Source organism: Pantoea latae (assembly GCF_002077695.1).
GTDB lineage: Bacteria > Pseudomonadota > Gammaproteobacteria > Enterobacterales > Enterobacteriaceae > Pantoea > Pantoea latae.
In genome coordinates this window covers 23,611-36,323 of sequence record NZ_MWUE01000026.1, presented here as the reverse complement: position 1 = coordinate 36,323, position 12,713 = coordinate 23,611, and the positions used below count along the sequence as shown (strand labels likewise).

Annotated in this window: 11 protein-coding genes; 8 read left to right on the top strand and 3 right to left on the bottom strand. The window is 57.6% G+C overall.

Annotated features, from left to right (window positions below; all coding sequences use genetic code 11):
* Positions 1–21: 21 nt before the first annotated feature.
* Positions 22–783 carry an EAL domain-containing protein gene (locus B2J69_RS17275; protein WP_081140881.1) on the bottom strand — a complete coding sequence of 254 codons (762 nt, stop codon included), beginning with the start codon at positions 781–783 and terminating at the stop codon, positions 22–24.
* Between the two features lie 706 nt (positions 784–1,489).
* Complete coding sequence (speA, locus tag B2J69_RS17270; protein WP_081140880.1) at positions 1,490–3,466, bottom strand: biosynthetic arginine decarboxylase; 1,977 nt, start codon at positions 3,464–3,466, stop codon at positions 1,490–1,492.
* A 718-nt stretch (positions 3,467–4,184) separates the two neighbouring features.
* On the opposite strand from speA, the gene metK reads away from it, so the two are divergent.
* The 8 genes from metK (at position 4,185) to ruvX (ending at position 11,698) form a co-directional block, all read left to right on the top strand.
* Positions 4,185–5,336, top strand: coding sequence for a methionine adenosyltransferase (metK, locus tag B2J69_RS17265; protein ID WP_081140879.1), 1,152 nt, complete (start codon positions 4,185–4,187; stop codon positions 5,334–5,336).
* A gap of 425 nt (positions 5,337–5,761) precedes the next feature.
* A complete protein-coding gene (locus B2J69_RS17260; protein WP_081140987.1) occupies positions 5,762–7,159 on the top strand; it encodes a sugar porter family MFS transporter in 1,398 nt (465 codons plus the stop codon).
* A 317-nt stretch (positions 7,160–7,476) separates the two neighbouring features.
* Positions 7,477–7,989 carry a SprT family zinc-dependent metalloprotease gene (locus B2J69_RS17255; RefSeq protein WP_094078527.1) on the top strand — a complete coding sequence of 171 codons (513 nt, stop codon included), beginning with the start codon at positions 7,477–7,479 and terminating at the stop codon, positions 7,987–7,989.
* A 75-nt stretch (positions 7,990–8,064) separates the two neighbouring features.
* On the top strand, positions 8,065–8,772 hold the full coding sequence (gene endA, locus B2J69_RS17250) for a deoxyribonuclease I (protein ID WP_081140877.1): 708 nt from the start codon (positions 8,065–8,067) through the stop codon (positions 8,770–8,772).
* Positions 8,773–8,845: 73 nt separating this feature from the next.
* Entirely contained in the window at positions 8,846–9,577 is a 732-nt protein-coding gene (gene rsmE / locus B2J69_RS17245; protein WP_081140876.1) for a 16S rRNA (uracil(1498)-N(3))-methyltransferase, read from the top strand.
* Between the two features lie 115 nt (positions 9,578–9,692).
* Positions 9,693–10,637, top strand: a complete 945-nt coding sequence (gene gshB, locus B2J69_RS17240) for a glutathione synthase (RefSeq protein WP_081140875.1) — start codon at positions 9,693–9,695, stop codon at positions 10,635–10,637.
* Positions 10,638–10,718: 81 nt separating this feature from the next.
* Complete coding sequence (locus tag B2J69_RS17235) at positions 10,719–11,282, top strand: YqgE/AlgH family protein (protein ID WP_081140874.1); 564 nt, start codon at positions 10,719–10,721, stop codon at positions 11,280–11,282.
* On the top strand, positions 11,282–11,698 hold the full coding sequence (gene ruvX / locus B2J69_RS17230; RefSeq protein ID WP_081140873.1) for a Holliday junction resolvase RuvX: 417 nt from the start codon (positions 11,282–11,284) through the stop codon (positions 11,696–11,698). Before B2J69_RS17235 ends, ruvX begins: the two co-directional genes overlap by 1 nt.
* Here the strand turns inward: ruvX and B2J69_RS17225 are convergent.
* Entirely contained in the window at positions 11,620–12,711 is a 1,092-nt protein-coding gene (locus tag B2J69_RS17225) for a type IV pilus twitching motility protein PilT (protein WP_081140872.1), read from the bottom strand. The genes ruvX and B2J69_RS17225 overlap by 79 nt on opposite strands.
* Positions 12,712–12,713: the final 2 nt, after the last annotated feature.

Here is a 12,713-nt window from a genome sequence, read left to right as displayed (position 1 = left end):
AGCGAGGAGTCAGGCGAAATATCATAAAAAGTTTCTGTAATTGATTGCTGTTGCAGGTACTGTTTTTAGCGTCTTGAGACGCGAAGAACTTGTTGTTTTTCCTGTTAATTCATTGAAAGACAGACTCTTCCACTGACCGCCCTGTAAACCCACGACCGGTTTATGCGCCAGCATATCCAGATGCTGGGACGTATTGACGCCCTGGACGATGACGCCACGGCATAAATCGTTGACGTGATTGAGCAGCGAATCAAACGCAACACCTTCGCCATATTTCCAGAAGAAGTTCTTGTCTGTTTTGACGTATTCAAATATGCCGCTGCTCAGCATCGATAAGGTCGAACTGCCTGCGCCAAAGTCATCAAGCCATAATAACGCCGGGGTAATACCCGCCAGTTTTTGCAGCAGCAGCCGGTCGCGCGCCTGATAGCGTGTGGTGAAAAAAGTGGAAACTTCAAGGCGTAACAAGGGCAGGCGATCGAGCTTTTGCTGTACCGCATCGCTGGCCAGAATATGACTAATGATCTCGCCGTCGACGTTCAGGCTGACAATGTGCGCAAAGCCGCTTTGATAGAGCGCGCTAATCTTCTCAAGCTGTAGCTGAAACAACTGCCATTTTTCGGGCCCCAGCAAATTTTCGAACAGCTGATGCCCGCTCTCGACGCTTCCCTTCTCCTGCGCGGCACGCGTTAACAACTCCCACGCCATCGCGTCCCCTGAGGGCGAATGAATCGGCTCGAGCAGAAATTCGTAATGCTGATGTAGATGTAACTGGCGACCCATTCTGCTGCTACCCGATCAACCCGATAAGTCTGCCACTCAGAAATCAGCAACGGAAATGTCAGGAAAACTCATATGAACGTTAAGAAAACCCAGAAGAATCTTAACACCTTAACCTGATGCTAACGTACAACTTACACTTTGAAAAATAGATTTAAGCCAAACCCGAGAAAATTTTCAATAGCCAAAACCAATCAATAAAGTTTTTTAATGCAAGATTTGAGACAAAAAAATTCATAAAACATGCTGTAAATTAATTGCATGATCGATCTTGACGAATTTGTAAAACTATAATCTTTTGTTTTTTAAGGAAAAAATATATATTAACAAAGCATAAACATCACAATTCTTGATGATTTTTACTGGAAACCTGTCGAGCCGTGAGAGCCATAAAGCGTCAATAAAATTCAGGCTCTGCTAATTCAGCTTTAGCTATAATGTTTAACTTTTATAATATATAAGCGCAAAATGCAGGGCCGCCAGTCGCCATAAATTTAACAATCGAGGCGGTTCTAAAAAGCATGGTGTGTTAACGCCGCGTTTTATTTGAAAAATTCAGCAGGGATAAAAGAAGCAGCGAGCGAGGAGATTTTGCAATTTCTTAACAGTTATGCAAAGGGTGACGTTGATCACAAAACCAACAAAAAACGGGGCGCAGGGCTAAAGTAGAGCAGCCAGGCCTCAGACGAGGCCCAGCCGCAACGACTATTTACTCATCTTCAAGATAGGTGTAGCCATACAGGCCGCTTTCGAACTCTTCCAGGAACTGCGCGCGCAGCTCGTCGTCGATATCAGTCTCTTTCACCTGATTACGGAACAGCGTCATCAGCTCGTCCGGGTTAAGCTGCACATACTCCAGCATATCCGCGACGGTATCGCCCTCATCTGACAGCTCCACCTCAATTTCGCCGCCGGCGCGCGCATAGACGTTGACCGCCTCGGTGTCGCCGAACAGATTGTGCATATTGCCGAGGATCTCCTGATAGGCGCCGACCATAAAGAAGCCGAGCATCGGCGGATTCTCAGGATCGTACTCCGGCATCGGCATGGTGGTGGCGATGCCGTCACCGTCGACGTAGTGATCGATGGTGCCGTCGGAGTCACAGGTGATATCCAGCAGCACCGCGCGACGCTCCGGCTTTTTATGCAGCCCTTCCAGCGGCAGCACCGGGAACAGCTGATCGATGCCCCAGGCATCCGGCATCGACTGGAACAGCGAGAAGTTGACGTACATCTTGTCCGCCATGCGCTCCTGCAGCTCGTCGATAATCGGACGGTGCGCGCGGTTGCTCGGATCGAGATGCTGCTGAATATAGTGGCAGATGCTCAGGTAGAGCTGCTCGGCCCAGGCGCGCTGCGTCAGATCGTAGGTGCCGGCGGCGTAGCCGGTGTGGATATCATGCAGATCCATCTGGCTGTCGTGCAGCCACTCGCGCAGCGAACGACGCACGTCAGGTTCGTGCATCTCCTGCCAGGTTTCCCACATGCTGAGGATCGGGCGCGGCGCATCTTCCTGCGGCGCCTGCGGCGTGATGAACTCGTTGCGCTCGACGCCGATAATGTTGGATACCAGCACGGTATGGTGCGCGGTGACGGCGCGGCCCGATTCGGTGATTACCGTCGGGTGCTCCAGACCATGCTCTTCACAGGCGTCGCCAATCGCCCAGATGACGTTGTTGGCGTATTCGTTCAGGCCGTAGTTCACCGAGCAGTCAGACTGCGAGCGGGTACCTTCGTAATCGACGCCCAGACCGCCGCCAACGTCGAAACATTTAATGTTGACGCCCAGCTTCGCCAGCTCAACGTAGAAACGCGCCGACTCGCGCACGCCGGTGGCGATGTCGCGAATGTTGGCCATCTGCGAGCCCAGGTGGAAATGCAGCAGCTGCAGGCTGTCGAGACGGCCCGCGTCGCGCATAATCTCCACCAGCTTCAGCACCTGCGACGCCGCCAGGCCGAACTTGGACTTCTCGCCGCCGCTCGACTGCCATTTGCCAGAGCCCTGCGACGCCAGACGCGCGCGAATGCCGAGGCGCGGCACCACGTTCAGACGCTCAGCCTCTTCCAGCACCAGGCGCACCTCGGTCATCTTCTCGATCACCAGATAAACTTTGTGGCCCAGCTTTTCGCCAATCAGCGCCAGACGGATATATTCGCGATCTTTGTAGCCGTTACAGACGATCACCGTGCGGGTTTTGCCAGCGTGCGCCAGCACCGCCATCAGCTCCGCTTTGGAGCCCGCTTCGAGGCCCAGCGGTTCGCCGGAGTTAACCAGCGACTCGATGACGCGCTTATGCTGGTTGACCTTAATCGGGTAGACCAGGAAGTAGTCGCCGCGGTAGCCGTAGGATTCACGCGCGCGCTTGAACGCCGCATTGATAGAGCGCAAACGGTGCTGCAGGATCTGCGGAAAACAGAACAGCGCGGGCAGACGCTGGCCCTGCGCCTCGCGCTCTTTCACCAGATTGGCCAGATCGACGCGCAGCGTCGGTTCATCGGGATTAGGGCAAACGCTGACGTGTCCGAGTTCGTTGACGTCATAGTAGTTATTGCCCCACCAGGCAACGTTATAGGTACGCAGCATCTTGCTGGCATCCTGGTCGTTCATCGCAACCTCCTGCATTGAGCGGAGCCCACCCTGTTCGCCAGCTGACGAACCCTTAATAGTCTTCATGTCGTCAGACATCACGAACCTCGAATTTCTGTTGGACGGTGAAAAAAGATAAAAACTAAGTGTAAAACACCCAGGGCGGTTACGTGTAAATGGACCTCGAATGCACGACGACGTTCACTGAGGCGCAAACGCCAGCAACCGTTAACGGGAAGGTACAGATTAACCGGCGCGCGTGTCGGGCGAATGACCGCAACACGTCAGGCGTCGGTATAAAAGAGAGTAAGCAGGAAAGGATAACGCCAGCGCGCCGGCAGAGCGCAGAGAACCGCAAGAGAGGAAAGCGTGGTTCATTACTTCTGTCACCTCCACACATGTTTTCGCATGTGGAAACAAACTGGGCGAACGTCAGAGAGCGGCTCTGACAGTGGCTACGCACGGCGGCGTCATCCTGTTGGCTGCGCCAGGCAGCAGCGGCGTTTTATACCGCCTGACGGGCAAAAATGCAAAACGTTTCGCTGGCTTGCCGCCTTCTGGCGTCACGATTTTTTGCCAGCCGCGGCCTTTTCGAAAAATGCGGAAACAGAAAAAGGGCTGGCATTTCGTTCACCCCTTAACCTAAAATAGCCGTCCAGATGGTTTTCCATCTAAACTGGTTAACATCCAGGCGGTTGACGCCTGACGCAATGACACTTCTTAACTGCTCGCGGCTTTGCCTGAAGGGGCGTCAAGTTGGTTCATCTCGCTTACGCTATGCAGTCGAATTCAAACCATTTGTAAGGTAAAGAACAGAATGGCTAAACACCTTTTTACGTCCGAGTCCGTATCAGAAGGACATCCTGATAAAATCGCCGACCAGATCTCCGACGCCGTACTGGACGCCATCCTGGAACAGGATCCCAAAGCGCGCGTGGCCTGCGAAACCTACGTAAAAACCGGTATGGTGCTGGTTGGCGGTGAAATCACCACCAGCGCATGGGTCGATATCGAAGAGATCACCCGCAATACCGTACGTGAAATCGGTTATGTTCATTCCGATATGGGCTTTGACGCCAACTCCTGCGCCGTTCTGAGCGCCATCGGCAAGCAGTCGCCTGACATTAATCAGGGCGTTGACCGCACCGATCCGCTGGAGCAAGGCGCGGGTGACCAGGGGCTGATGTTCGGCTACGCCACCAACGAAACCGACGTGCTGATGCCGGCGCCGGTGACCTATGCGCACCGTCTGGTGCAGCGTCAGTCTGAAGTGCGTAAAAACGGCGCGCTGCCGTGGCTGCGTCCGGACGCGAAAAGCCAGATCACCTTCCAGTATGACGGCGGCAAAATCGTCGGCATCGATGCAGTGGTGCTCTCTACCCAGCATGCGGAAGATATCGACCAGGCGACCCTGCGCGAAGCGGTGATGGAAGAGATCATCAAGCCGGTGCTGCCGAGCGAGTGGATCAACGCCAGCACCAAATACCACATCAACCCGACCGGACGCTTCGTTATCGGCGGCCCGATGGGCGACTGCGGCCTGACCGGCCGTAAAATCATCGTCGACACCTACGGCGGCATGGCGCGTCACGGCGGCGGCGCTTTCTCCGGCAAGGATCCGTCTAAGGTTGACCGTTCCGCTGCCTACGCGGCGCGCTATGTAGCGAAAAACATCGTTGCCGCCGGCCTGGCCGATCGCTGCGAGATTCAGGTCTCCTACGCCATCGGCGTGGCAGAGCCGACCTCGATCATGGTGGAAACCTTCGGCACCGAGAAGATCTCGACCGAGCAGCTCACCCTGCTGGTGCGCGAGTTCTTCGACCTGCGTCCTTACGGCCTGATCCAGATGCTGGATCTGCTGCAGCCGATCTACAAAGAGACCGCCGCTTACGGTCACTTTGGCCGCGAGCATTTCCCGTGGGAAAAAACCGACAAGGCTGCGCAGCTGCGCGAAGCCGCCGGCCTGTAAGCCGATCAGTCTGGGCTCTCCCTTATCGGGGAGAGCCTTTTTTTTCGCCTTTATCCCCTACTCTCCTGCTTTGCCACGCTTTTTCTTTTCTCAACTACACTTCTCACACTCGTCAAGCCTGAGCGTGTTACCGATTACAAATTGAAACGCTTTATTTATCGGCTATTTAGGATTTAACCTGCGTGGTCATTCTGCTGAAAATGCGTTATTTTCAGCGTCCTCTGATAGCCGCTAATTGACGCCATGTCAGAAACTTAACAGGTGCTATACCTTACTGGTTAGTTAATCTTTTCGGGCTGAATATGCTGAATTTCAGGGTTTCGGCGTGTGTAAGCGATTACATTAGCGTGATCGCCCTCACTTTTTCCCCGTGAAAGGTTTTTTAACATTAGATAACAACAATGATGGATAAACTCGGAGGCAAAATGCCTGGCAACACTCATAAAAGCAGAACCTCAAACAAGGCGATGACCTTGTTTGTCTGCTTTCTTGCGGCTCTCGCAGGGCTGTTATTTGGACTGGATATCGGCGTTATCGCGGGCGCGCTGCCGTTTATCGCCAAAGATTTTAACGTTACCGCACACCAGCAGGAGTGGATCGTCAGCTCCATGATGTTTGGCGCGGCCGTCGGTGCTGTCGGCTCCGGCTGGATGTCGTCGCGTCTTGGCCGTAAAAAGAGCCTGATGGCGGGCGCTATTCTGTTCGTCATCGGTTCGCTCTGGTCCGCTATGGCACCGAACCCGGAGATGCTGATCGTCGCGCGCGTGGTGCTGGGTCTGGCCGTCGGCGTCGCCTCTTATACCGCTCCGCTCTACCTTTCTGAAATTGCGCCGGAAAAAATTCGCGGCAGTATGATTTCGCTTTATCAGCTGATGATTACCATCGGTATTCTCGGCGCCTATCTCTCCGACACCGCCTTCAGCGCCTCTGGCGACTGGCGCTGGATGCTCGGCATCATCACCATTCCGGCGGTGCTGCTGCTGGTTGGGGTCTTCTTCCTGCCCAACAGCCCGCGCTGGCTGGCGGCCAGAGGTGACTTCCGCGACGCCCAGCGCGTGCTGGATCGTCTGCGCGACACCAGCGAGCAGGCGAAACGCGAGCTGGAAGAGATCCGCGAGAGCCTGAAGATCAAGCAGTCCGGCTGGCAGCTGTTCCAGAGCAACAGCAACTTCCGCCGCGCGGTGTTCCTCGGCGTGCTGCTGCAGGTGATGCAGCAGTTCACCGGCATGAACGTCATCATGTACTACGCGCCGAAAATCTTTGAGATCGCCGGCTTCACCAATACCACCGAGCAGATGTGGGGCACCGTGATCGTGGGTCTTATCAACGTGCTGGCGACCTTTATTGCCATTGGTCTGGTGGATCGCTGGGGCCGTAAGCCGACGCTGATCCTTGGCTTCCTGGTGATGGCGGCCGGTATGGGCATCCTGGGCACCATGCTGCATATGGGCATCCACTCGCAGGGCGCGCAGTATTTCGCCATCGCCATGCTGCTGATGTTTATCGTCGGCTTCGCCATGAGCGCCGGTCCGCTGATTTGGGTGCTGTGCTCGGAAATCCAGCCGCTGAAAGGTCGCGACTTCGGGATTACCGTCTCTACCGCCACCAACTGGATCGCCAACATGATCGTCGGCGCCACCTTCCTCACCATGCTGAATACGCTGGGCAACGCGCCGACCTTCTGGGTTTATGGCTTGCTGAACGTCTTCTTTATCGTGCTGACGGTGATGCTGATCCCAGAGACCAAAAACGTCTCGCTGGAGCATATCGAACGCAACCTGATGTCGGGCAGGAAACTGCGCGATATCGGTTCAAATAACTAAGTTAGTCAGGCGGGTAACCGTCTTTCCCAACAGCGCGCAACCATGCTCGCAAGCGGGTGAGATGGGCCGAAGAGCAAAGCGTCCCGCGACAGGGAAAAAAACGCCGGGAGCGTTTTTGAACAACGCAGCGCGTTGGCCCGGTACGGGCGCACCTCAGGGATGAGGTGCGTAATTGCGCGGGCCGAGCTGGCAAGGATGCCGCCTTTTGCGTCTTTGCGATCGGACCATCTCACCCGCGCTGCACAAAAGGCAGGCCTTTAAAGCCCGCCTTTTTTATTTCATTGAGTTCCCTCGCTGCGCCGCTTATCCTTGCCGACATGAAAACCCCTCGCCTCCCTATCGCTCTGCAGCAGGCCATGATGCGCTCGCTGCGCCATTTTCTACAGCTTGCCAGCGAGAAGCTGGAGCGCCATTTTGCCGAACCGACACTGGTCTATCAGCAGCGCGGTACGGCAGCGGGCACCGCCTGGCTGGAGAAGTGGGAGATCCGCCTTAACCCGGTGCTGCTGATGGAAAACCAACAGGCGTTTGTCGACGAGGTGGTGCCGCACGAGCTGGCGCATCTGCTGGTGTGGAAGGTTTTTGGCCGCGTGCCGCCGCACGGCAAAGAGTGGAAGTGGATGATGCAGGAGGTGCTGGGCGTGCCCGCGCGCCGCACCCATCAGTTTGAGATCGCCTCGGTGCGCGCCCAAACCTATCCCTACCGCTGTGGATGCCAGCAGCATCACCTCACCGTCAGACGCCATAATCGCGTGCTGCGCGGCGAAAGCGAGTACCGCTGCGTGCGCTGCAAAAGCCTGCTCACGCCAGGGGACTATTCGCCCGCCTGAGCGCAATTCTCATTCCGCTCGCCGCCTCATTCTGCTACCCTGCCGCCCTTTTTTAGCGACTGAGTAGAATTAGACATGTCTCGCAACTTTATCGCCGCCGTCGCGCTGCTGCTCTCCCCTTTTGCCACCCAGGCGATCTCGCTGGATAACTACCATCAGAATAACTTTCAGCAGGCGAAAACCTTTGCCGCGGCGATTAACGCTGATGCGCCCGGCTCGTTTTACTGCGGCTGCAAAATCAACTGGCAGGGCAAAAAAGGCGTGCCCGATCTCAACAGCTGCGGCTATCAGGTGCGTAAAAACGCCAACCGCGCAGAACGCATCGAGTGGGAGCATGTGATGCCCGCCTGGGAGTTCGGCCACCAGCGTCAGTGCTGGCAGAACGGCGGCCGCAAAAACTGCAGCAAGGACGCCGACTATCGCCGCATCGAAAGCGACCTGCACAACCTGCAGCCCGCCATCGGCGAGGTGAACGGCGATCGCGGCAACTTCGCCTATAGCCAGTGGAACGGCAGCGAGCGGCAGTATGGCCAGTGTGAAATGAAAATCGACTTTAAAAACAAACAGGCGGAGCCGCCGGCCCGCGCGCGCGGCATTATCGCGCGCACCTACTTCTATATGCGCGACCAGTATCATCTGCGCCTGTCACGCCAGCAGACGCAGCTTTTTACCGTCTGGGACAAGCAGTATCCGGTCTCCCGCTGGGAGTGCGAACGCGACCAGCGCATCGCTCGCGTGCAGGGCAATCACAATCCTTATGTGCAGCAGGCTTGCCAGCGTTAAAATCACTGCCCTACACTAACCTCTTCTCGATTCCGCCGCGCCGCGAGCGCGGCGCTCAGCTTTCAGGGCCCGTATGCGCATACCTCGCATTTTTCATTCCGAACCGTTAGCCAGCAACAGTGAAATCACGCTGGATGAAGACGCCTCAAATCACGTTGGTCGCGTGCTGCGCATGACCAGCGGCCAGCGTCTGGAACTCTTTGATGGCACTAATCTGACTTTTGCGGCGGAGATCACTCTTGTCGATAAAAAGCGTGTAAAAGTAAGAGTCCTTGAAGGCCAGCCGGACGATCGCGAATCTCCCCTGTTTTTGCATCTCGGCCAGGTGATGTCGCGCGGCGAGAAGATGGAGTTCACCATCCAGAAGTCGATTGAACTGGGCGTGAGCGTGATTACGCCTCTCTTTTCCGAACGCTGCGGCGTTAAGCTGGATGCCGAACGGCTGGCAAAAAAACGCCAGCAGTGGCAAAAAATTGCCATTGCCGCCTGCGAACAGTGCGGCCGCAATCGCGTGCCGGAAATCCGCCCGGCGATGACGCTGGAGGCCTGGTGCGCCGAGGCGGACGAAGGGCTGAAGCTGAATCTGCATCCGCGCGCGCAGCAGAGCATCAACACGCTGCCGCAGCCGGTCGAGCGGGTTCGCCTGCTGATCGGCCCGGAAGGCGGACTGAGCGCCGACGAGATCGCCATGACCGGCGAGCAGGGTTTTACCGACATTTTGCTCGGACCGCGCGTATTACGCACGGAAACCACCGCGCTGACCGCCATTACGGCACTCCAGGTGAGGTTTGGCGACCTCGGCTAGGGAATAATCAGGGTTTATATTAGACGCACGCAGCACTTACTGGCGTCCTGACTGGTCAGCCTGCGCTGACCGCACAGAACGGGGCGGAAAAGACCGCCTCTCTGAGGAGAGAATAATGATTAAGCTTGGCATCGTGATGGACCCGATTTCGTCCATTAACATTAAAAAAGACACCAGCTTCGCCATGTTGCTGGAAGCACAGCGCCGCGGTTATGAAATTCACTATATGGAGATGGCCGATCTCTCGCTGCGCGGCGGCGTCTCTTACGCCCGTACTCGCCTGCTGAACGTCGAACAGAACTACGATCAATGGTATACCTTTGGCAGCGAGCAGGAGATCAAACTGGCCGATCTCAACGTGATCCTGATGCGTAAGGATCCGCCGTTCGACACCGAGTTTATCTACGCCACCTATATTCTGGAGCGCGCCGAAGAGCAAGGCACGCTGATCGTTAACAAGCCGCAGAGCCTGCGCGACTGTAACGAGAAGCTCTACACCGCCTGGTTCTCGGAGTTCACGCCCGACACGCTGGTGACGCGCAGCAAAGAGAAACTGCGCGCCTTCTGGCAGGAGCATGGCGACATTATTATGAAGCCGCTGGACGGCATGGGCGGCGCGTCGATTTTCCGCGTCAAACAGGATGACCCGAACTTCGGCGTGATCACCGAGACGCTGACCAACCACGGCCAGTTCTTCTGCATGGCGCAGAACTACCTGCCCGCCATCAAAGAAGGCGACAAACGCGTGCTGGTGGTGGACGGCGAGCCGGTGCCTTACTGCCTGGCGCGTATCCCGCAGGGCGGCGAAACGCGCGGCAATCTGGCGGCAGGCGGCCGCGGTGAAGCGCGCCCGCTGAGCGAAAGCGACTGGGAAATCGCCCGTCGCGTCGGACCGACGCTGAAAGCAAAAGGACTGATTTTTGTCGGCCTGGATATCATTGGTGATAAACTCACTGAAGTGAACGTCACCAGCCCGACCTGCGTGCGTGAAATCGAAGCCGCATTCCCGATCTCCATCACCGGTATGCTGATGGACGCAATCGAGAAGCGTCTGGGCTGAGCATGACCCTGGAGCCAGGCTCCGTGATCAACCCAAACCGGCGCAGACCCGCGCCGGCTATTTTTGGTACATCGAGTGAGAATGAATTTACAGCATCATTTTTTGATTGCCATGCCTTCCCTACAGGACCCCTTTTTCAAACGCTCCGTGGTCTATATCTGCGAGCACAACGAAGAGGGCGCGATGGGTTTGATTATTAACAAGCCGATGGAAAACCTGACGGTCGAAGGCATTTTAAAGAAGCTGAAAATTACCACCGGCGAGCGCGATCCCGCGATCCGTCTCGACAAACCGGTATTCAGCGGCGGCCCGCTGGCTGAGGATCGCGGTTTTATCCTTCACTCCGCGCAGCGCACCTTCTCTTCCAGCATCCGCATCTCCGACACCACGGTGATCACCACCTCGCGCGACGTGCTGGAGTCCCTCGGCACCGCCTCGCAGCCGGAGCATGTGCTGGTGGCGCTGGGCTACTGCGCCTGGGAGAAGGATCAGCTGGAGAACGAGCTGATGGAGAACGCCTGGCTCACCACGCCCGCCAACAGCAATATTCTGTTCCAGACGCCAATCGCCGACCGCTGGCGCGAAGCGGCGCGCAGCATCGGCATCGATATTCACAGCATCGCCAGCGATGCGGGACACGCCTGATGACGACGCAAACCCTGCTGGGCTTCGACTTCGGCACCAAAAGCATCGGCGTGGCGGTCGGCCAGCAGCTCACCGGCAGCGCCCGCCCGCTCGCGGCGCTGAAAGCGCAGGACGGCACACCGGACTGGCTGCAGATCGAGCGCCTGCTAAAAGAGTGGCAGCCTGACTTTGTGGTGGTCGGCCTGCCGCTGAATATGGACGGCACCGAGCAGCCGCTTACCGCGCGCGCGCGTAAGTTCGCCAGCCGTCTGCACGGCCGCTTCGGCGTTCGCGTCGAGCTGCAGGACGAGCGCCTCAGCACCGTCGAAGCGCGCGCCGGCCTGTTCGAGCGCGGCGGCTATCGCGCGCTGAATAAAGGCTCGGTGGATTCGCAGTCCGCCGCCATCATTCTGCAGGACTGGTTCGAAACGCACTGACCCATCGATTCTGCTTCGCGCGCAATCAGCCCTTCCCGCTGCCGCGCCAGCAGGCTCTGCTCAAAGGTCTGCATCCCGGCCTGCGCGCCGGTTTGCAGCAGCCCGCCGATCTGATGCATCTTGCCGTCGCGGATCAGGCTGGCGATAGCGGGCGTGGCGATCAGCACCTCAAACAGCCCGATGCGGCCGCCGTCGCGCGCTGGCACCAGCTTCTGCGCCATCACCGCCTTCAGACTGCCCGCCAGCTGAGCGCGCACCAGATTTTTCTCCTCTGCCGGAAAGACATCCACCAGACGATCTATCGCCTGCGGCGCGCCGCGCGTGTGCAGCTTGGCCAGCACCAGATGGCCGGTTTCCGCAGCGGTCAGCGCCTGACGGATGGTGTCGCTGTCGCGCAGCTCGCCCAGCAGGATCACGTCGGGATCTTCCCGCAGCGCGGCGCGCAGCCCGAGACTGAACGAGGCGCAGTGCGCGCCTATTTCGCGCTGCTGGATCAGCGACTGTTTGCTCTGATGCACGCATTCGATGGGATCCTCCAGCGTGATAATGTGTTTTGACTGCTGGCGGTTGATGGCGTCGACCATCGCCGCCAGCGTGGTCGATTTGCCGCTGCCGGTGGCGCCGACGATTAAAATCAGCCCATCTTCCCACTCCAGCCAGCGCGGCACCGCCGGCGGCAGATGCAGGCTCTCCAGCGTCGGGCAGCGGCTCGGCAGCGTGCGCAGCGCCAGCGAGAGCCCCTGCCGCTGGGCGAACAGGTTGGCGCGCAGCCGCTGGCCGTCGCCCAGGGCGAGCGCGAAGTCGGTTTGTCCCTGCTCCGCCAGCTCGTCGCGCTGCCGCGCGTCGAGATAGCGCCCGACGAAGCGCGTCAGCCACTCCGCCGTCAGCGGCGCGAGATCGGGGATGCGCTCCAGCCTGCCGTGGCGCCGCCAGCATGGCGAATGTCCGCTGCACAGGTGCAGATCGGCGGCATTATGCTTTACACTAAGCGCCACGATTTCTTCCAACTCCATAG